We start from the raw sequence: 21,488 nt of genomic DNA, 5'->3' as shown, positions 1-21,488 counted from the left end.
CTCGTGTGAAGCAGTTTTTTGATTTAGCAGATGCCAGAATGTAAACTATATTAATCTTGTATGTTGACATTTAAAAATCAACGGTTTATAATAGCGAAAGTTAGCTAAATGAGAAAAATAGGATATTTTTTAAGTTGGACCGAAGGATAACCAAAAAAAGTGTTTTGATTTTGATAAGGAGTAGAAGATATGAGTTTACAACTGGCAGAAGAGATTATAAAGGGACGCCGTCTGAAACGGGGCGAGGATTTAAGCTTTTTATTGAGTGAGGATCTGGATGAGCTTTGTGCGGGAGCTGATAAAATCCGGAAGGAGCTCTGCGGAAACCATGTGGATCTGTGTTCTATCATTAATGGACGAAGCGGACGCTGCGGCGAGGACTGCAAGTTTTGTGCGCAGTCAGCCTGTCATCATACGAAGGTGGAAGAATATCCATTTCTGGAGCCAGAGGAGATTCTGGAGGACTGCAAGCGTCATGAGGCGAAGAAAGTACATCGTTACTCCATCGTGACGGCGGGACGTGCGCTGACGGGAGCGGAGATGGAGAAGGCGCTTCGGGCATACCGCGCTATGAAGAAGGAATGCAAGGTAGAGCTCTGCGCCTCCCACGGACTTCTGTCACAGGAAGATTTCAACCGTCTGAAAGAGGCGGGCGTGGGACGGTATCATGCCAATATTGAGACTTCCCGGAGAAATTTCCCGAATATCTGTACAACACATACATTTGAGGACAAGCTGGAGGTCATCCGGCGCGCGCAGGCGGCAGGACTTTCCGTCTGTTCCGGCGGCATCATCGGTATGGGAGAAACCTGGGAAGACCGGATCGACATGGCGATCACGCTGAGCGAGCTCGGGATCAAGTCAATTCCGATCAATATCCTGCGTCCGATTCCGGGCACGCCGCTGGAACATCAGGCAGCGCTTTCGGAGGATGAGATTTTGCGGACGATTGCCATTTTCCGTTATATCAATCCGACCGCGATGGTCCGTCTGGCAGCAGGACGAAATTCAATGGAACATTCCGGCGAACAGGCATTCCGTTCCGGCGCAAACGCAGCCATCACCGGAGATATGCTGACAACCTCCGGAAACCGCATCAGCGAGGACCAGGAGATGCTGGCGGCGATGGGATTCACATTATAAAAAAGGAGTATCCATATCATGAGTAAAACACTTTCCGCAGAAGTGGAGCACAAACCTTACTTTACAACCAAACGGATGGCGCTGATTGGTGTGATGACGGCGGTAACCTGTATTCTGGGACCGTTCTCGATTCCGCTTCCATTCAGCCCGGTTCCGATTTCCTTTACAAATCTTGCCATTTATCTGGCAGCATATGTGCTGGGAATGAAAGCCTGCACGGTGAGTTACCTGATTTATATGCTGCTTGGCATGGTGGGCGTTCCGGTATTTTCCGGATTTACGGCAGGAGTCAGTAAGCTGGCAGGACCGACCGGCGGCTATCTCGTCGGATTTATCCTGATGGCGCTGATTGTTGGATTTTTCGTGGATCATTTTCCGGGCAAAGTAGCCCTGCATATCGTTGGCATGGTACTGGGACTGGCGATTTGCTATATTTTCGGAACGGTATGGCTGGCAGGTCAGCTTAACATGACCTTTGTAGCCGGACTGGGTGTGGGCGTTATCCCGTATCTGCCGGGCGATGCAGTCAAAATCATTTTCACAGCTTTGATCGGACCGAAGCTGCGCCGCGAAATTTACCGGTTAGGAGAATAAAAAGCGTCTGGCTGTAAAAATGACTGTTTAGATAAAATGATATTTAAAATGAAGGACAGATGGGTGAAAGTGGAATACATAAAACGCTTTCATCCATCTTTTTTTGCTGAATGAAACGAAGCGGTTGGTTCACATTTTATAGAAACTAAGAAGAAAAGAAAAAATAAAGGCAAAAGAAAACAGAAATAATCACATATATGGAATAAAATACAGAAAAATAAGAAGTGAGTGCGACTAAACTTGAACAATTTCGGGGCGTGTGTTATACTAAAGACAGAAAAAAGAGGGAGATTCCGGAGGAACAGGGAGGAGGCAGTTGTATGGAGAAAAAGATTATCACTATCAGTCGTGAATATGGAAGCGGAGGTCGTCAGATTGGTCTGGCTGCCGCTAAAAAACTGGGAATGGAATTTTATGATAAGGAATTGATCGATGCTGCTGCGAAGGAGATCGGTTTTCCAGCGGAAATTATTGCGGATCGTGAGCAGCGTCTGACAAACAGCCTGCTTTACAATTTTGCGATGGGAACTTTGTATGGACTTTCCTATCCGAAAGAGCCGAAGCTCAGTGAACTGCCATTGACAGAGCAGATCTATGTGGCGCAGAAGAAGGCGATCGAGGAGGCGGCAAAGCGCGGAAGCTGCGTATTTATCGGAAGATGTGCTGATTATATTCTGAGAAGCCGTCCGGATGTACTGCGTGTCTTTGTTTATGCGGATCGTGATATCCGGCTCCGCCGCGCGATTGACGAATATGGGGATCTGGAAGAGCATATCGATGAATTTATGCACCAGACCGACAAACGCCGCCGGATCTACTATGAAAACTATACGAATCAGCGCTGGGGCGACAGAGAAAACTATGATCTGATGCTGAACAGCGGAGATTTGGGAATTGAGAAGTGCGTGGAGTTGATTTGCCAGGCGGTGAAGTAAAAGAAGAGTGGCATTTATAGTTTCATGCAGTCGATATGAGGATATCTAAGATAACAGATGCAAAGAAGATGATTGAAATTTTTTGTAGTTATGTTATCTATATATAAAGGATCTCACCGATAGCGGTTGGACCCTTAAATGATAAGTTAAAAATAACCGCTCAAGTTTGCAGGACCGGGGCGGTTATTTTTGTGTCTTATTACTAGCTCGACCAACTTTATAGCCGAGACTAAAGCATATAAAGCATTTCGTAAAAGATATACGAGCGCAGGTTACTGGGCACGTATGCGTGCACAATAACTAGCACGGCGGCTCTGGTTTGTCAATGGGGGATTGTCTGGACGAATCCCCCTCACTATGCTATAATAAGGGGCATCAAGTCATTTTGGTTGCTTTATCGTTACCGCTCATGGCAGGTATTTTGAAAACCGGCACATGGACAGCAACATTGTATGCACGGGAGAATGAGATGAAAGAAAATATGAAAATACGAGGTCAGCTGCGGACGTATCTGCAGTGGCCGATCATACTGTCGGTATTCCTGTTGGCGGCGAACCTGGCAGTTGGGATTGTGAGCCCGGCTGCCGGTCTTGTGATGTCCGGATTTACGGTTATATATGTGCTGGTGGCACTCTGGCTGTTCATATACCGGAGAAAACGTCTGATGGGCGGACTGGTGGAGTTTTCGGCGGAGTATGTGTGGGTGCAGAAACAGCTCCTCTATGAGATGGCGGTGCCGTATGCCATCGCGGACACAGAGGGACATTTCCTCTGGTTGAACCACTCCTTTTCGGAGATCGTCGGGGAAGATAAAAACTGCCGTAAGAATATCGCGGCGGTCTTTCCGGAACTGACGCGGGAATTTTTGGATGAGATGGACGAAAAAACGAGCGTTCATTCTTCATTTGACGGTAGATTTTACCGGATCGATATCCAGCAGGTGGCGCTGAGCGAGACGGAAGGTATGAAGCTTGGCGCGGTGGACGAGGACAGCGGTGAGATGCTTTTAGTGCTGTATCTCTGCGATGAGACGGAGATTCTGCGTTGCAAGCAGCAGATCAACAACCAGCGTCTGGTGGCGGGACTTATTTATCTCGACAACTACGACGAGGCGCTGGAGAGTGTCGAGGAGGTACGCCGTTCCCTGCTGGTTGCCCTGATTGACCGGAAAATTACGAAGTATTTCATGGCGATGGAAGGTATCGTCAAGAAGCTGGAAAATGACAAGTATCTGTTTGTGATCAAGCAGCAGTACACGAAAGAGATTCAGGAGAGCCGCTTTTCGATCCTGGAGGATGTCAAGACGGTTAATATCGGAAATGATATGGCTGTCACGCTGAGTATCGGTATGGGTATGAATGGCGACAGCTACATCCGCAACTATGAGTATGCGAGAACGGCGATTGATATGGCGCTGGGACGCGGCGGCGATCAGGCGGTTGTCAAGGATGGCACGAAGATCCGCTATTACGGCGGCAAATCGCAGCAGCTGGAAAAAACGACCCGTGTCAAGGCGCGTGTCAAAGCGCATGCGATGCGCGAGCTGATGGATACGAAGGATAAGATGTTGATCATGGGACACAAGATCGGCGATACGGATTCCTTTGGCGCGGCGATTGGTATCTGGCGGATTGCGACCTCTTTTAATAAAAAGGCGCGGATCGTCATCAATGGGGTCAATTCTTCCGTGAAACCAATGATGGCGCGGTTTGAAAACAGCTCTGATTACCCGGAGGATCTGTTCTTAACCGGCGAGGAAGCGGCAGAGTGGGCGGATTCCAACACGATGTTAGTTGTGGTTGATGTCAACCGCCCGAGTATCACGGAGGCACCGGAATTGCTCAAGCAGATCAAAACGATCGTGGTGCTTGACCATCACCGCCAGAGCAGCGAGATCATTGATAATGCAGTGTTATCTTATGTCGAGCCGTATGCATCTTCGGCGTGTGAGATGGTAGCCGAGGTATTGCAGTATATCGGCGACGACGGCATCAAGATCAAGCCGGCGGAGGCGGATGCGATGTACGCCGGTATCGTGATTGACACAAACAATTTCATGAACCAGGCAGGCGTCCGCACCTTTGAGGCGGCGGCGTTCCTGCGTAGAAACGGCGCGGATGTCGTGCGTGTGAGAAAGCTGTTCCGCGACCGGCTGGAGGACTACCGGGCGAGAGCTGAGGCGATCCAGAAAGCAGAGATTTATCACGGCGCATTTGCGATTTCCGTGTGTCCGTCCGAAGGACTTGAAAGTCCTACCGTGGTTGGTGCACAGGCGGCAAATGAGCTGCTGGATATTGTAGGCATCAAGGCGTCATTTATCCTGACGCAGATGGGCGACACGATCTATTTCAGCGCGCGTTCGATCGATGAGATCAACGTGCAGATTATCATGGAGCGCTTGGGCGGCGGCGGACACCGCACGATTGCGGGTGCACAGCTTAAGGGTGCGACGATCGATGAAGCCAGAGAGAAATTAAAAGATCTCATTACGGATATGATGGAGAAAGGAGAAATATAACGATGGAAGTTGTATTATTAGAGGATGTAAAGGCACTTGGCAAAAAAGGTCAGATTGTAAAGGTAAGCGACGGCTATGGACGCAACTTTATTCTGACAAAGAAACTGGGAATCGAGGCAACACCGAAGAACTTAAATGATCTGAAGCTGCAGAAGGCAAATGAGGCGAAGATCGCGGCAGAGCACCTGGCAGCAGCGAAGGATCTGGCAAAACATCTGGAGGATAAGTCCATCACCCTGTCCATCAAGGCAGGCGAGGGCGGAAAAGCATTCGGCTCTGTTTCTTCCAAGGAGATTGCAAAGGCGATCAAAGATCAGTTAAATCTGGATATTGACAAGAAGAAACTGGTTCTGCCGGAGCCGATTAAGACCTTTGGCACACACGAAGTTCCGATCAAGCTTCACAAAGAAGTAACCGGAAAACTGGCAGTAAAGGTTGTAGAAGCTTAATATGGAGGACTGAATCATGGAGGAAGCCCTGATAAAGCGGGTTCTCCCGCACAGTGTAGAGGCGGAGCAGTCAGTCATCGGATCCATGCTTATGGATCGGGAAGCAATTATCGCGGCGTCTGAGATTATCACAGGCGCCGATTTTTACCAGCACCAGTATGGCGTCATGTTTGAGTCGATGGTCGAGCTTTTCAATGAAGGGAAGCCGGTCGATCTGGTGACGCTTCAAAATCGGCTACGCGAAAAAGATGTTCCGCCGGAGGTCAGCAGCCTGGACTTTGTCCGGGATATCATGACATCTGTGCCGACCTCGGTCAATGTCAAATCGTATGCCAATATCGTGCGGGAAAAGGCAGTCCTGCGCCGTTTGATAAAAGTGAATGAGGAGATTGAAAACCTCTGTTACGGCGGAAGGAACAAGCTGGAGGATATTCTGGCGCACACGGAGAAATCGGTGTTTGACCTGCTCCAGAGCCGCGGAGGCGGAGAGTTTGTGCCGATCCGCCAGGTGGCGTTGAATGTTCTGGAAAAGATTGAGGCGGCGTCGAAGAGCAACAGCACCGTCACGGGTATTCCGACCGGATTTATCGATCTGGATTACCGGACGTCGGGATTCCAGCCGTCCGATTTTATTTTGATTGCGGCGCGTCCTTCGATGGGTAAGACGGCGTTTGTTCTGAATGTCGTCGAGCATGTGGCGGTCAAAAAAGGGCTTCCGTGCATGGTATTCAGCCTGGAAATGTCGAAGGAACAGCTGGTCAACCGTATGCTGTCGATGGAGTCGAATGTCGATTCCCAGAAGCTGCGTACCGGTACGCTGACGGATTCCGACTGGGATGCCGTCGTGGAAGGCATCGGTACGATCGGAAGTTCCAAGCTGATCATCGATGATACGCCGGGTATCTCGATCTCGGAGCTGCGCTCGAAATGCCGCAAGGTGAAGCTGGAGTACGGTTTAAGCCTTGTCATTATCGACTATTTACAGCTGATGAGCGGCAGCGGAAAGAGCGGAGAGAACCGCCAGCAGGAGATTTCGGAGATTTCCCGTTCACTAAAGGCGCTGGCGCGAGAGCTGAATGCGCCGGTTATCTCCCTGTCGCAGCTTTCCCGTGCCTGCGAGACACGTCCGGACCATCGCCCGATGCTTTCGGATCTGCGTGAGTCTGGTGCGATTGAGCAGGATGCCGATGTGGTTATGTTTTTGTACCGTGATGATTATTACAACAAGGATACGGATACGCCGAATATCGCGGAGGTAATCATTGCCAAACAGCGTAATGGTCCGATAGGAACGGTGCAGCTGATGTGGAGACCGGAGCTGACGAAGTTTGCGAATTTGGCGAAATAGGGTCGCTGGGGGACGGGACTGGAGAAAAGGAATGGAAGATGCTTGAATTAATACAGAAATCAGATGTGGCGGATTTAGATACAGTTCGCCATTTTTATCGCGCGCTAGCGGGAACGGAGTTCTGCGCGTGGACGGATGCCTATCCGGGGGAGCCGGAGCTGCAGTCGGATGTTTCAAGAAATTCGCTGTTCTGCATCCGGGATGATGCGTCAGGAGAGATCGCGGGGATGGTTTCGATCGATGATGATCCGGAGGTGGAATCGATTCCGTGCTGGTCGGAAGAGCTGCAGCCGTCGGCAGAAATTTCCAGACTGGGTGTGGCGGAGAAGTACCAGAACCGAGGCATCGCACGCGAGCTTCTGGCAGGCGCGATGGAGGAACTTAGAAGACGCGGCTGCAAGAGTGCCCATATGCTGGTGGCGAAGGATAATGTGAAAGCGCTGCGGTCATACGCGAAGCTGGCCTTTGAGAAGGTCGGTGAGTATGTGCTGCAGGGGCATGATTACTGGTGCTTTGAGAAGAAGCTGTAGAATGGAGAGGGGAAATTTAATCCCCTCTTTTTATTTATGTCATTCATTCGCCTTCTACCGTCAGCGAGCTGGCATTTAGCTACGATATGGTAATCGTTCCGATCGATGGTGAAGGAGTTCCGGAACTTGTTTTTTATGTAAATGCTATTCATATTTAGTTTGAACCCCGCATATAGTAGTAGTAAGGTACCGGGGAGGACAAGCAGAATGAATAAGAACAAGCATTACCTGATTTCGGATGCTTCCAGACAGGTGCAGGTGGAGGCTCACGTGCTCCGGTACTGGGAGGACGAGCTGGGGCTTCCGATTCCGAGAAATGAACTGGGGCATCGGTACTATACGGAGTTTCATATCCAGCTGTTCCGTCAGATCAAGCAGTTGAAGGAACAGGGGTACCAGTTGAAAGCCATACGGGGAATCCTCGGAAAAGTGGAAGAAAATCAGAAAACAGAACCGGAAGCGCTTTTGGAAGCGCAGGCACAGGCGGTTTTCCGGGAAACGGGAACAGGAGAGCGTAACATGAGCAGGCAGGAAAATATGGAAATGAAAAAAAATACAGAGGTAGAAAACAAGGAAACAGAACTGCCGCAGGCAGAGGTTTCCCAGCCTCTGGCGGGGGAGAAAATGCGCCAGTTTCAGGAGATCATGAACCAGGTCATCGGGCGCGCGATCGAGGAAAACAGTGAAAAACTGAGCCAGGATGTTAGCTATCTGGTGCATGATAAATTGATGAAGGAGCTGGAATACCTGATGCGGGTCTCTGATGAGCGGGAGGAAGAGCGCTTCAAGCGCCTCGACGAGGTCATCCGCGCGTATCAGCGGGAAAACCAGGGGCGAGCGGAAGCAGCAGCGGCTGCGCCAGGGCGGTTTCCATTTTTCCGGTCCCGTGTAAAGAAAAAGAAATTTGGACGGAATGGGAATAAGATGTGATAAGTTCTGCAAAAGGGCATAAAAAAACCTGTCGGAAACGACAGGCTTTTTTATGTAGATATTTCGTTTTTGTTTGTGTTTAATTAGCCCTGCTCGATAGCGCCGGTCGGACATACGCCTGCACATGTACCGCAGTCGATGCAGCTGTTAGCGTCGATATCGTATTTGCCATCTCCCTGAGAGATTGCTCCAACTGGACATTCGCCAGCACAGGAACCACAACTTACACAAGAATCAGTAATTACAAATGCCATGATAAAATCCTCCTTTTATATTTATGCGTTTGGCTATATTCTATACTAAAAATGCGAAATATTCAAGGAGAAATTGATGGTTTTCATGTTCTAAAATAAAAGCAATGGAAAAAACCGATTTTTCTGGAAGTCAGTATTCCTACAGGGTCGAGAGCGTTGAGAGCGCGTGCTCCCGGACGATCGTCTCATAATGCTCCTCATAGTATGCCTCAAATGCATTCGGGGCAGCGGCAGTCTTTAATGGTTCGCTGTACTCGGACAGGAGATTGCACAGGCGGTTGAATGCGTCGGTGCTGTCGGCTGTCTGGCGGACAACAAGGTAGTAACGACCATCGGACGGGTGTTTATAAAGCGTGTTCGGTGTTTCGCAGACTGGAGCTGCGATGCGCGCTGCCCGGCAGACCTCGTCGAGGGAGCCGAAAGTAAAAATACGCGCTGCCGGCAGTTTGGAACCTGGCTCTGCATTTTCAGTGGAAGGCGCGTCCGAACCGGTCAGCGGGCTTGCGGCGGTATTTTTGCCATTGTCAGTAAATAGGCTTAAAAGCCCGTCCGCGCCCTCTAAAAGCTCGTTGGCAAGCGCTGTCAGAGGCTCGTCCTCGTTTCCCGGGGAAAAGCGTGAAAAGCGGGTGTCCAGCTCTTCCGGGTCCTCGATCTTGGTAATGATCAGCATGATGCTCTCACTGGAGAGCGGAATTGCTTCCACCATCAGAGGAATATCGTCCGCCTCGAAGCCGACTTCATTCGATGCCTTCTGGATCATTTCATGGAACAGTTTTTTCGCCTTTTCCGTGCCATAGGCGAGTTCGCCCAGATTTAAGTTGCGGGCGCTCAGATCGCTGCTTGTCAGGGTGCAGCGGATCTGGTTTTCGTTGATGCGTTCTATTTTCATGGATTTTCACTTCCTTGTCTTTTGGGTGGTTAAGATACCGAATGCTTCGTGCTTCGCACTTCCGCAATTTTGCAAGACATTCGTAAGCCGCTCATTTTTCTGCGGAAAAAGGCTGCTTACTCATGTTTTGGACTTTGGAACCTTGGTATTCATCATACTATATAATATAATCACTTGGCAATTTGAATATGAAAAAAAAGCATAAAATCTTTCTAAAAACGGTTGCGGGAACCGAGGGGATCGTATACAATGAATCTTGAGAGGTGGTATAGACCGAAAGGAGGCGCGGTACGGAAGCAGCCGTTCTATTTGGAAAATACCAGCTGGAACGTGTGATCGGACGCGGTCGGAGCGGAACTGTTTTTTTAGCCAGGCATCTGGGGCTTGATGAAGAGAGAGCGATTAAGCGTGTCAGGCGGACAGAGAGCGGTTTCATTCAGGAAGCAGCGCTTTTGAAGCGGCTGCGCCATCCGGGAATCCCGATCATCTACGATCTGGAAATTGACGAAAATTATTATTATCTCATCGAGGAATATCTGTGCGGTGAGTCGTTGTATGCCCGAATTGAGAGAACGGGCAGTCTGCAAACGGGAGAGCTTATCCGTCTGGGAATTGAGCTTTGCCGGATCATGAATTATCTGCATTCATTCAAACCAAATCCAATCTTATATTTAGATCTCCACCCCGGGAATCTTCTAATCTGCCGGGAACAATTAAAATTGATTGATTTTGATCAGGCGGCACTGGCGTCTTTGAGCCAGGAACGATCTGTTTGCTATGGAACAAAAGGCTTTGCAGCCCCCGAACAGTACGAGGGAGGGACTCTGGATGAGAGGACCGACATCTATGCCATTGGCGCCCTCCTGTACTATATGGGGACAGGGCATGCCCCAGAGGGGGAGATAAAAGCAGGACAGGGAAGCTGTCGGGGAGATCTGTACATTCTTATGGGGCGATGTCTCAGAATAGAGAAAAAAGAGCGCTGCCAGAGTGTCCGGGAAGTGTTAGAGGCATTGGAAAAACTGGAGGCTCGCATATTTGCAGAACGTCATATACCACTTCTCAGGATTGCCGCAGCAGGCAGCCGGAGCGGAATCGGGGTTACACATACCGCACTTGGCGCGGTCCGATATCTGCGGCAGAAAGGAGTTTCCTGCCTTTACAGGGAGCAGAATGACACGGGGGCAGTCCGCAGGCTGGCATCCTGGTATGGGCTGGCGCCGGATGAACATGGAATTTATTACATGGACGGTCTGGCGTTGAAACCCAGATACAGCGATGTGGTGCAGCTGGAACAGCCAGTGTTTGAAGTGATTTTAGATGACTGCGGAACCGAGCTCCAGACGGTTCTGGAGGGGGAGTATGATTTGATTCTTTTCGTCTGTGGATTGCAGCCGTGGGAGAAAGAAGATTCTCTGCGGGCGATCCGGTTTCTGGGAGCAGAAGAGGGACTCCAGATTTTATTAAATCACAGAAAATGCGGGCGGGATTATCTTCCGGAGGAGGTCCGGCATCTTAGGTATCTGCGGCTTCCGTTTTTAACCCCGCCGTTCGATGCAGGCGGAAGGCGGGGGCAGGAAAATGAGGCAGCGGAGGAGACAGAATTTTTTGAAAGGATTTTCTGGGAGGCAGCTCTCAAAAAAGGACGGGGGACCAGGCAGGCAGCAAAAGAAGGGGGACTCTGGCGGAACATCCGGCGAAGGTGGGAGCGCTTTATGGGTGGATTCCCGTGGCAGTGGAAATAGGAGGAAATACAGATTAAAATCGGAAAACGGGGCGAAAGCTCAAAAGTGGGGCGAAAATTCAGGCAAAAACCAGTGCCAGACACAAAGCAGGTCGGGACAGAACGCTTGGAATGTATCGGGATAGCCGGGAGCGGACCATCGGTTGGGGTGACACACTTTTCGCTTATGACGGCAGCATATCTGTCCGGGGTTCTGTGCCGGCGAACGGCGGTTCTGGAACAAAATGAGAGCGGCTCATTTGCACAGCTTGAAAAGATATTCCGGACGGGAAAAAGAAGGGAAAAACCGGTTATAGACGGGGCAGGACAGCCGTTTGAAATTAGGGGAATTTTTTTCTATCAAAAGGCTGAACGTGCAGAATGGTACGATTGTTCGGAAAGGGGGATGGAGGCGATGGTGATCGACTTCGGAGCCTTGACACAGAAGAATCAGGATGCCTTTTTTCGATGCAGCCGCTGTTTTCTGGTCGGTTCGGTCAGCGGATGGCAGCTGGCAGATTTTGCGGCATTGGCAGCAGAAAAGCAAAAATGGAAAAAATGGTGTGAGTATTTCGTCTCATTTGGAGAAGAGGAAGCTGTAAAAATGGCAGAGCAATATCTGGATATCCGGATCCGGCGAATCCCACTGCAGAAGAACGCATTGATGGTTACGGGAGAGTCCATGACTTTTTTTGGAAAATTCCTACGATAAGCGAGGCAGACCTGGGGTTATAAATTACCGATTATCTCCGAAAGGTCAAAAGTTAGAAGGGGCTGTTTTCGCGGAATGGAGAAGGTGTGGAATGGTAGTGAGAAAAAGTAAAAAAGAAGAGGCAGAGAGGAGGCGTAGGGAACAGCAGAGAATATTTGTCGAGGGATTACAGCGATATAAAAGCAAAGGAATCCAGATTTTAATTGATGGGAGGGAGTGCAGGCCAGAAGAATACAGGAAGCTGTGTGAGTTCCGGGAGGACGGCTCGTTTTATATGGCTGATTACGTCGGAGCGGAGACAGGAGTGCTGACAGAGATACATTTTGACCGGGTTTACAACCGGTGATAAGAGAGGTGCCGTTTTGTCCGTATCTGGACAGTCCGCCGGATTTTTCTTTCGGAGAAAATGGTGAGAACTGTTTAGATGGTGCTATTACAGTTACTGGGCACGTATGCGTAAACAGTAACCTATTACAGGGAAAATGAAAGAGGAGTTAAGAAAAAAGTCAACATTCCATGGAGCTGGTGTGATATAATAAGGGCACTTAGCGAGGTATTTTCGAGCTTAGTGCTTATGGTATTACCTTAACATACACCGGAGGAAAACATGGAAAGAGGAAGATCAAGGAAAGCACGTTCGGGCTGTCTGGGACGGATTTTCGGGTTTGTGCTGTTTTTAATCGTGGCAGCCGTTGGTGTGATTGCAGCGGTCAAATATATGCCAAGCCGGGAGAGGGCGGATCTGGATGCTCTGTACGCGGCGGGCGGCAGCGACCGGGTGGCGCTGTATCTGAACTATGAACGTCAGGAGGAGAGCGGGGTCTACGTGGACGGGCAGACGTATCTGCCGGCTACGTGGGTAGATGCGAACTTAAATGAACGTTTTTACTGGGATGCCAATGAGGAAATACTGGTGTACGCCCTGCCGGAGGAGATCGTGAAAAGCGACGAGACGACAGTGGATGAGGACGGAAAAAAGATCCTTTACCGGGATGGCGATGCAGTTTATCTTTCACTGGCTCTGATTCAGAAATACACCGATGTGCGTCTGCAGGCGTATGATGGTGAGGCACAGAAGCGGGTTTTCGTGGAAAATAACTGGGATCCGGTCACGGTGGCAGATGCGGCGTGGAGCGCCAAGATCCGCTTAAGAGGCGGCTTGAAAAGCCCGATTGTGACTGAGATAAAGCGCGGCGGGACAGTGACGGTGCTGGAACAGTATGACAACTGGGCGAGAGTCATGACACCGGACGGTCATATCGGATATATGCACAAGTGGAAGATGAAAAATCTGCATGAGGAGACGTTAAAGAGTGATTTTACTGCTCCGGTCTACCAGAATATTTCACTGGATCAGAAGATTGTGATGGTCTGGCATCAGGTAACGATCGCGGCGGCAAACCAGGCGATGGATTCTCTGATTGCAAAGACGAAAGGTGTCAATGTCATCGCGCCGACGTGGTTTACGCTTAGCAGCAACAGCGGCGCGTATGAATCTCTGGCAGATAAGTCCTATGTGGATCGGGCGCATGAAAAAGGTCTGCAGGTCTGGGCGGTACTCGACAATTTCAGCCGCGAATGCAGCAAGAACGTGCAGGCGGAGGTGCTTCTTTCCAGGACGTCTGTGCGCGAAAAACTGATTGAAAATATGATGACAGAGGCGGACCGTTATGGATTTGACGGTATCAATCTGGATTTTGAGAGTTTGAAGACGGCGGCGGGTGTCCATTACATTGAGTTTATCCGCGAGCTGTCGGTTTCCTGCCGTAAGAAAGGGCTGGTGCTGTCGGTCGATAACTATGTTCCGGCGGTATATAACCGTTTCTACAACCAGAAAGAGCAGGGCAACGTCGCAGATTATGTGATTATCATGGGTTATGATGAGCACTATGCAGGCGGCGAAGCCGGTTCTGTTTCTTCGATCGGATATGTCGAAAACGGCATCAAAGATATGCTTTCCCTGGTTCCGAAGGAAAAGGTAATCAACGCAGTCCCGTTCTACACAAGGCTCTGGACGGGAAGCGGCGACAATGCGTCCTCCCGTGCGATGGGAATCTCCGAGGCGACAAAATGGGTGTCGGAGAGCGGCATGGATCTGACCTGGGATGATTCGGCTGGTCAGTATTACGGCAGGCTGGACAGCCAGAACGGCGAACAGCAGCTCTGGATGGAGGAGACAAGGTCTCTGGGACTCAAGATGGATTTAATCAAGAAATACGACCTGGCAGGCGTAGCCGGATGGCGGCTGGGGCTGGAAACCAGCGACGTCTGGGATGTGATTGGCTGGGAGTAGAGACAATTTAATTAAGATTCAATGATTCAAAGTAGGGTGGAAGTCTCATGCGGGAGCGTGGGGCTTCTGCTTTTTTATGTAATAGGAAATTCCTTGGGATCCCCTATTACACAAAAAGGCACTAACGTGCCAATGATGCGCACTCGCGCGAAGATGTAGTTTGTCGCAAGCGACCGCGCTCGGCGCGAGAATGTGCCAAGGCACATTCTTCTTTATAAAAAAGAGCGTCTTGGACAAAAAACCTCCGGGCGGAAAGATTGATTCATCCGCCTGGAGGTTATTAAAACATCAAAAATATTGTTTTGTCTGGGAGAAATGTGATTATTCTGCCTCTTTTGCCTGATCGATCAGGTTGGTGTAGAAAGCAAGAAAACTGTCATCACCTTCAGCGATCATAGCTTCCGGATGGAACTGTAAGCCCATCACGTAGTCTTTATCTTCTCTGACGATTGCTTCGATGATTCCATCTGGAGCAGTAGCAACGACTTTCAGGTTGTCACCTAACTGATCGACTGCCTGATGATGCCAGGAGTTTACAGTGTAGGTGCCTTCTCCGCCAAATGCGGCAGCAACGATGTTATCTTTGTCTACGGTAATCTCATGTTTTGCGAATACCTTACGGTCCGGATCGCGATGTTCGATATCGGACGGATTCTGAGTCGGAAGATCCTGATATAAGGTACCGCCGCTTAATACGTTTAAGAACTGCATGCCACGGCAGGTGCAGAGCATCGGGATATCCTCATCGAGAGCTGCCTTGATTAAAAGAGAATCAGAAGTATCTCTGACTTCGTTTACAGTCTCTAATTTTTCGTTTGGCTCTTCGCCGTAGTAGCTCGGATCAATATCTTCGCCGCCGGTCATAACCAGAGCATCGATTTCTGCCAGAGCATTTTTCGCGTCATCCTCGGTTTTGATCTGAGGAAGATAAATTGCTTCGCCGCCAGCTTTGGTAACGGCATCTATATATAACTGTGCATCTTCGTCGATTTCGTCTGCATTCCATGAAACGCCGACTTTGACTTTCTCTTCTTCGTCATTCGCCGCTTCTTCGGCAGTCTCTGCTTCGCCTTCTGTCTCGGTGACTTCGGCTTCAGCCGCTGTTGTATCGGCTGCCGGTTCAGACTTTGTTCCACAAGCTGTTAAAGAAAAAGCCAGGGATAAAGAAAGAAGCACTGCACTGGTCATCATTTTAATTTTTCTCATTCGAATTTCCTCCCTAATACAAATTGTCCTCCCAAACATGGCTGGATTCTAACATAAAACAGTCAGAAAAATACAAAAAGATACATAAAATTACATAATAAAATAAAATAATTTTTAATGATACATAAAAGATATAATATAATTTTGTAGATATACGAAAAATGAGCGAAAATAAGGAGGCGTAAATGGAAGCGAAGAATTGAGTAGGGAGGAGTACGGGGAAAAGCCCTGATAACAGAAAGTTATACCTTCATTCCCTTTCTTAATTGGATTTTCCCCGCAGGCAGGCGTTACAATAAGGACGGAAAAAACAGACGGGCAGCCGGGTCAAGGCTGCGGGGCTGATAGAGATGGCGGAGTGCAGGAAAGACTCCGAGAGAATATGACAAACCAAATGGAGGAAATCAAAACATGGGGAAATCACTTACCAGAAAGATTATTGAGTCACATTTCGTATCGGGCGATATGACGCCGGGCAAAGAAATTTTTATCAAGGTGGATCAGACATTGACACACGATATCAATGCCGTTATGACTTATCTGGCATTCGAGGCGATCGGGCTGGACCGTGTCCGCACGGAGTGCAGCGTCAGCTACCTCGATCACAATTTATTATATGTAGATAATAAGACGCCGGACGACCACATTTATTTGCAGTCCGCAGCAAAGAAATTCGGCGTGTATGTGTCCAGACCGGGCAACGGCATCTGCCATACCGTTCATGTATCCCGTTTTGGTGTGCCAGGCAAGGTATCGATGGGCGGAGACAGTCACACACCGCATGGCGGCGCGATCGGTATGCTGTGTATCGGTGTCGGCGGCATGGATGTAGCAACGGCGATGACGGGTGTTCCGATGCGTCTGACGATGCCGAGAGTCGTCCGTGTCAACCTGACCGGTAAATTAAGACCGGGCTGCAACTCGAAGGAAGTTATCCTGGAAATGCTTCGCCGCGTGACCATCAAGGGCGGTCTGGGAAATGTATATGAGTACGTGGGACCGGCAGTTGCCGAGATGGAGATTCCGGCACGTGCGACTATCGCAAACATGGGTGCGGAAATGGGCGCGACCACTTCCATTTTCCCGGCAGATGCACAGGTAAAGAGATTTCTGGCTGCACAGGGACGTCCGGAAGCATACACAGAGCTTCTTCCGGATGAGGACGCCGAGTACGACGAGACGATCGATATCAATTTAAGCGAGTTAGAGCCGTTGATCGCATGTCCGCACCAGCCGGACAATGTTATGCCGCTGCATCAGGCGGAAAAGAAGAGAGTACAGCAGGTATTTATCGGAAGCTGTACCAATGCAAGCTATGCCGATATTGCAAAAGCAGCACTTGTATTTAAGGGACATCATGTGAATGAGGATGTAAGCTGTACCTGTGCGGTTTCTTCCAAGCAGGTGTACCGTCAGCTGATGCGCGATGGATATGTGGAGATGCTTCTGGATGCAGGTGTCCGTCTTCTGGAGATTGCCTGTGGTCCGTGCTGCGCAATCGGTCAGACTCCGGCGACCGACGGTGTGGCAGTCCGCACCTCCAACCGTAATTTCAAGGGACGTGCCGGGAATCCGACTGCCAAGATCTATCTGGTAAGCCCGGAGAGTGCTGCAGCGACAGCGATTATGGGGACCTTCGCAACGGCAGAAGATATTATGGGTGAAAATGTGAAGATCCTGGATTCAATTCACGAGCCGGATCAGTACGATATTGATGATTCGATGATTCTTCCGCCGCTGTCTCCGGAGGAAGCTGCGAAGGTGGAGATTGTCCGCGGACCGAACATCAAGTTTCTTCCGGTTCCGGAGCCGCCGCAGGAGACACTGGATGCTCCTATCAGCTTAAAAGCCCGTGATAATGTATCCACCGATGATATTACACCGGCAAGTGCTGAGTTCAGCAGTATGCGTTCCAATATTCCGCTGATGTCCCAGTATTGCTATCATCGATATGATCCGGAATTTGCAGCTCGCGCAAAAGAAATGGGACAGAGCGTTATCATCGGCGGTGAAAACTATGGACAGGGTTCCTCCCGTGAGCATGCGGCTATTAATCCCATGTATCTGGGTGTAAAAGCGGTCATTGCCAAGAGTATTGCCCGTATCCATAAGGGAAACCTGGTAAATCATGGCGTAATTCCAATGTTGTTTGAGGATGGAGCTGATTATGACCTCCTGGAGCAGACAGATGAGCTTCATATCGATAACCTGCGGGAGCAGATTGCAGCACGCCGTGTACAGATTACCGATAAGACAAAAGGATTCTCCTTCTGGGCTAAATTAGAATTGACGGATAAAGAAATCGAAGTTGTCTTAAATGGCGGACAGCTGAGGACACTGAAAAAACAGCTGGAAGCAGAGAAAGAAGCGTAGTCATTTATTAATTATGCCTCCATTATATTTTTATATACAATAACTACTTATTCACCAACTTATTTATTTTGGGAAAAGGCGCCTGTGCGGATGTGCAGGCGCTTTTTCGTGCGACTTGACGGAAGAAAGACATTTGTAGTAATCTTGTGGTAGAATAAGAGTGAAGATTGTGAAAGAAATTGAGAAAAAGACATTGTTTGGAGCGCTTTTTGCGGTGATAGTCAAGGCGTTAAGTGTCCTTACGGAGAATATCGAGGTATTCGGTATAAGAATATATCTTCGCCTTTCCAGATTTGTCTGTTTGCTTCAAGATTCCATCATTGACCAAAATGGAGACTACCTTTGACACAGTATTATAGGACATGTCAAGAGCTGTAGAGGTTTTCTGAATATCAATAATAGGATTTGATTCCAAATAGGCAAACACTTTAAGAACGCTGGTACGCTGTCTCTTTGTGAGAGCATCAAATAATTTTGTGCTTTTATCGTGTAATGCAGTAAGATAATCAATTGTATGAATCGCATCTTCTGCGGAATCTGCAAAAGCCTGAAGGAAAAAAGAAATCCATTGCTCATAATCACCAGTACGTCGCACCTGAGTCATACGGTCATAGTACTCAATACGGTTCATCTTGAGGTAATAAGAAATATAGAGTGCGGGAGTAGACAGAATGCCTTTTTCCATTAGGAAGAGCGTAATGAGAAGTCGTCCAACACGTCCATTACCATCAAGGAAAGGGTGAGTGGTTTCAAATTGATAGTGGATTAATGCGGCTTGAATCAAAGGGTCAAGAGTATCATCACTATTGATATATTTTTCAAGGTCGGACATGGCTGTTAGCATATCTTCAGGATTTGGCGGAATATATCGAGCGTTTTTGAGAGTACTTCCCTGACCGCCAATCCAGTTTTGTGAATACCGGAATTCGCCAGGATTCTTTTCCTGTCCTCGCGCGCTTTCCAGAAGAACTGCATGAGTTTCTTTAATTAGACGATTGCACAGAGGTAGTGTTTTCAGCCGCTCAAGCGCAAACTCAGTCGCACGGATATAGTTAACAACATCGGAAACATCTCGATTGGTGTTGTCTTCAATCAGAGGATTCAAGATATCCTCAAGGGTGCACTGTGTACCTTCAATCTGTGAGGAAAGAAGGGCTTCTTTACGGACATACATGGAAACAAAAAGTCCCATGTTTGGTATACGGGAGGAAAGCCCTTCAAGTGTTGCTATTTTCTTGTTTGCATCAATAAGTTTCGTGAGAAGCTCACCAGATACCTCAATAGGAGGATTTGGTGGAAGCGGAGCTGGCCGAAAGGATTCATACGCCATTTCGCCTGACAGATTACTCACGAGTGTTCCTGCTCGGTTTGTCATAATTGTTTTTTTCCTCCGAAAAATGGAAATTGAAATTTTTGAGGCTATTTTAGCATAGAAATTTCAAGAAATCAACTTATTGTGAAAATAAAGAACGGAAGAAATTTCAGAAAAACGGCTTTTTGTGAAATTACTCAAGCAAAATTACCTTGGAAATTTCAAGTTTAGAATTTTATATTTTGATTTTGCCTTGACCCGGACGGATTGCCGCTGGAGCTGCACGAATAATTATGGGAGAGAAAAGAGCATATAAAGTCAGAAAGCCCGGTGGAGACCGGAAGAAGCTGAAGCCGGAGCAGGAAGGTCTGAAAGTCGGGATACGGCTTATGGTGGAAGTGTATAGTTTATGACGGAAATAAAATGAACTCCTGGAGTGCAAAAAAAGCCCTCGCTGTGTGTGATACACAGTGGGGGCGTTGGTCAGATTCTTTGCATGGTATTTCATTCTTTAAGAAACGCTGCATGGTAAAGAAAAAGTGATTCAAAGTTAATGGGGGCAGAACCCATTAACACCAAGAATGAGGCAGCTAAGCCATATTTTATACAAATCCTCGCCTTCGGTAAGCTTTAACCCCGTAATTTCAATGATTTTTTGGATTCTGTAATTCATAGTGTTCCTGTGAATGTGAAGATGATTTGCTGCAGTTATTACATTGCGGAAGAAGAGGTAGGTTTGTAATGTATCTAAATAATCGGTTCCGAATTCTTGATCATAGGCCTGTAATCTGAGTATTTCTGGAAGGCAGAAATAGTTCGGCTGACTATATTTTTTCAAAGTGGAAACCAGGTAAGGCATATTGTATTCCTGAAATCGATAGATATTCTGCCTTGGATTCTGTTTCATTCCAATTCGTAGAATCTCTAAGGATTGTTCTACAGATGCACTAAATTCAATGATATTTGAAAAATGGTGACTGCAACCAGCGGCCAGATGATAAGTTTGAAAGAAGTTATCCAAGTTATTGGCAACTGATTCCAGATCTTTGGTTTCAAGAAGCAGATATAAGATATTGCCGATACAGACTGCTTTATAGGTTGGATAAATCATACCAAGATGATTTTTGTAAGCAGTGATGGAACGTTCTTGATTGTCCGATTGGTACGCATCCCGGAAGCCAATAGCCATGGTATAGAAGTGTTCTCCCGGAATCCAGCCAAATCCTTTTGCCCGTAAATTAAATTCTTCCTGATTGCGGATGCGTCCGGAAATAAGTTCAAATAGAAGATTTTCACGATAACTGAGTGCAAAGCCTATTTTATTTCGCTCTAATTCTAACGATAGGACGTTTGCTAAAATATCTAGTATTTGACAATCGCCGTCTTCAAAGGGACGTTTCTGTGGAATCACTACGATCCAGCCAAAATATCGGTGTTCAATAACAATTTTTACAATCAGACGTTCTTTCTTCTTCTGGTAATTAGAATGTTCAATAAAGGCATGTTCGGTTTGTTCGATACTGGGCAGAAGAGTTTTATAGTCGTATTTTTCGAATAGATCGGAGGTTACAAAATTGTGTTTGATGATGCATTGAATCAGTTCGTCATCAACTTTCTTTAGTTCTTTCAGATCAGACCAGTGAAGAACACGGGTGGATGTATCCGATAAAAATAAGGGGTTTTCGAGAAGTTCTGCACCTGTAGATAGGATGGTATTCACATCTTTACGGTTTATCAGGCATTAGTATTTTGGAACCAGTATTGCAGCAGGACAGGCATTGATCGGTGCAGCAACGCTTCTTCCTACGATTATAGGTGGTATTGTACTTTCTGCAGCAGCATTTACTATTACCACAGGTGATTCATACCTATTGTCTGCAGCAGCTAACTTCTGTATTGATTTATATAGCAAAATCAATCCGAATGCAACTGAAAAAGAAGAACTTAAAGTCAGCCGTGCGTTTATTTTGATTGCGGGTATTGTCGCTTATGTTATTCTGACTTTCTTCCCATCGATTCTGGCAATTCAGTACTGGTCCTATACAATATATGGAGCGGGAATTACACCAGCAGTTGTTGGAGCGCTTATATGGAAAAAAGCTACAAAAGCGGGAGGTATTTCATCCATGATTGTTGGATGTGGATTAAGTATTATCTGGGAGGCAACCGGTTCTCCATTTGGATTACAGACAATTTTTGTCGCATTCCCGATTGCATTGATTATATTAATTGCGGTATTCTTAGCTACACAGCCAAAAAGTGAATGAAGTTAGTGGGGT

At 47.9% G+C, this 21,488-nt stretch carries 19 protein-coding genes; 14 read left to right on the top strand and 5 right to left on the bottom strand.

Annotated features, from left to right (window positions below; translation table 11 throughout):
- Positions 1-189 precede the first annotated feature (189 nt).
- The 8 genes from bioB (at position 190) to PG862_RS11290 (ending at position 8,447) form a co-directional block, all read left to right on the top strand.
- A complete protein-coding gene (gene bioB, locus PG862_RS11325) occupies positions 190-1,143 on the top strand; it encodes a biotin synthase BioB (protein ID WP_117796745.1) in 954 nt (317 codons plus the stop codon).
- Between the two features lie 18 nt (positions 1,144-1,161).
- Positions 1,162-1,737, top strand: coding sequence for a biotin transporter BioY (locus PG862_RS11320; protein WP_118749700.1), 576 nt, complete (start codon positions 1,162-1,164; stop codon positions 1,735-1,737).
- A 320-nt stretch (positions 1,738-2,057) separates the two neighbouring features.
- The gene (locus tag PG862_RS11315; RefSeq protein ID WP_118638463.1) at positions 2,058-2,672 is read left to right on the top strand and encodes a cytidylate kinase-like family protein; all 615 of its coding nucleotides are present in this window, start codon (positions 2,058-2,060) and stop codon (positions 2,670-2,672) included.
- Between the two features lie 469 nt (positions 2,673-3,141).
- Entirely contained in the window at positions 3,142-5,190 is a 2,049-nt protein-coding gene (locus PG862_RS11310) for a DHH family phosphoesterase (protein ID WP_270707431.1), read from the top strand.
- Positions 5,191-5,192: 2 nt separating this feature from the next.
- Positions 5,193-5,639 (top strand): 50S ribosomal protein L9, encoded by a 447-nt coding sequence (gene rplI, locus PG862_RS11305; protein WP_022358874.1) that lies wholly within the window; start codon positions 5,193-5,195, stop codon positions 5,637-5,639.
- 16 nt (positions 5,640-5,655) lie between these two features.
- On the top strand, positions 5,656-6,987 hold the full coding sequence (gene dnaB, locus PG862_RS11300; protein WP_270707430.1) for a replicative DNA helicase: 1,332 nt from the start codon (positions 5,656-5,658) through the stop codon (positions 6,985-6,987).
- A 38-nt stretch (positions 6,988-7,025) separates the two neighbouring features.
- Positions 7,026-7,517, top strand: coding sequence for a GNAT family N-acetyltransferase (locus PG862_RS11295; protein WP_118629546.1), 492 nt, complete (start codon positions 7,026-7,028; stop codon positions 7,515-7,517).
- A gap of 207 nt (positions 7,518-7,724) precedes the next feature.
- A complete protein-coding gene (locus tag PG862_RS11290) occupies positions 7,725-8,447 on the top strand; it encodes a helix-turn-helix domain-containing protein (protein WP_107001810.1) in 723 nt (240 codons plus the stop codon).
- An 83-nt stretch (positions 8,448-8,530) separates the two neighbouring features.
- Here the strand turns inward: PG862_RS11290 and PG862_RS11285 are convergent, their stop codons facing one another.
- Positions 8,531-8,701, bottom strand: coding sequence for a DUF362 domain-containing protein (locus PG862_RS11285; RefSeq protein WP_107001811.1), 171 nt, complete (start codon positions 8,699-8,701; stop codon positions 8,531-8,533).
- Between the two features lie 139 nt (positions 8,702-8,840).
- The gene (locus tag PG862_RS11280) at positions 8,841-9,590 is read right to left on the bottom strand and encodes an adaptor protein MecA (protein WP_107001812.1); all 750 of its coding nucleotides are present in this window, start codon (positions 9,588-9,590) and stop codon (positions 8,841-8,843) included.
- A 332-nt stretch (positions 9,591-9,922) separates the two neighbouring features.
- Between PG862_RS11280 and PG862_RS11275 the strand changes: the two genes are divergently transcribed.
- The 4 genes from PG862_RS11275 to PG862_RS11260 all read left to right on the top strand — a co-directional run bounded on the left by PG862_RS11275 (position 9,923) and on the right by PG862_RS11260 (position 14,318).
- Positions 9,923-11,335 (top strand): serine/threonine protein kinase, encoded by a 1,413-nt coding sequence (locus tag PG862_RS11275; protein ID WP_408640003.1) that lies wholly within the window; start codon positions 9,923-9,925, stop codon positions 11,333-11,335.
- Between the two features lie 72 nt (positions 11,336-11,407).
- Positions 11,408-12,025: a hypothetical protein gene (locus PG862_RS11270; RefSeq protein ID WP_146143932.1), complete on the top strand. Its 618-nt coding sequence runs from the start codon at positions 11,408-11,410 to the stop codon at positions 12,023-12,025.
- Between the two features lie 91 nt (positions 12,026-12,116).
- Positions 12,117-12,371 (top strand): hypothetical protein, encoded by a 255-nt coding sequence (locus PG862_RS11265; RefSeq protein WP_022358865.1) that lies wholly within the window; start codon positions 12,117-12,119, stop codon positions 12,369-12,371.
- Between the two features lie 261 nt (positions 12,372-12,632).
- On the top strand, positions 12,633-14,318 hold the full coding sequence (locus tag PG862_RS11260) for a glycosyl hydrolase family 18 protein (RefSeq protein ID WP_107001815.1): 1,686 nt from the start codon (positions 12,633-12,635) through the stop codon (positions 14,316-14,318).
- 321 nt (positions 14,319-14,639) lie between these two features.
- Here the strand turns inward: PG862_RS11260 and PG862_RS11255 are convergent, their stop codons facing one another.
- Positions 14,640-15,524, bottom strand: a complete 885-nt coding sequence (locus PG862_RS11255) for a gamma-glutamyl-gamma-aminobutyrate hydrolase family protein (RefSeq protein ID WP_181357266.1) — start codon at positions 15,522-15,524, stop codon at positions 14,640-14,642.
- 411 nt (positions 15,525-15,935) lie between these two features.
- On the opposite strand from PG862_RS11255, the gene PG862_RS11250 reads away from it, so the two are divergent.
- Positions 15,936-17,897 (top strand): aconitate hydratase, encoded by a 1,962-nt coding sequence (locus tag PG862_RS11250; RefSeq protein WP_107001817.1) that lies wholly within the window; start codon positions 15,936-15,938, stop codon positions 17,895-17,897.
- 229 nt (positions 17,898-18,126) lie between these two features.
- Here PG862_RS11250 and PG862_RS11245 read toward each other — a convergent pair whose 3' ends face one another.
- Positions 18,127-19,272, bottom strand: coding sequence for a Fic family protein (locus PG862_RS11245; RefSeq protein ID WP_107001818.1), 1,146 nt, complete (start codon positions 19,270-19,272; stop codon positions 18,127-18,129).
- Between the two features lie 487 nt (positions 19,273-19,759).
- On the bottom strand, positions 19,760-20,929 hold the full coding sequence (locus PG862_RS11240) for a PucR family transcriptional regulator (RefSeq protein WP_270707427.1): 1,170 nt from the start codon (positions 20,927-20,929) through the stop codon (positions 19,760-19,762).
- Between the two features lie 58 nt (positions 20,930-20,987).
- Here PG862_RS11240 and PG862_RS11235 point away from each other — a divergent pair, with 58 nt between their 5' ends.
- On the top strand, positions 20,988-21,476 hold the full coding sequence (locus PG862_RS11235; protein ID WP_270707426.1) for a sodium:solute symporter family transporter: 489 nt from the start codon (positions 20,988-20,990) through the stop codon (positions 21,474-21,476).
- Positions 21,477-21,488: the final 12 nt, after the last annotated feature.

This window comes from Clostridium fessum (assembly GCF_027698965.1).
Classification (GTDB): domain Bacteria; phylum Bacillota; class Clostridia; order Lachnospirales; family Lachnospiraceae; genus Otoolea; species Otoolea fessa.
The sequence above is the reverse complement of the archived record's forward strand: the minus strand, read 5'-3'. Positions and strand labels throughout refer to the sequence as shown.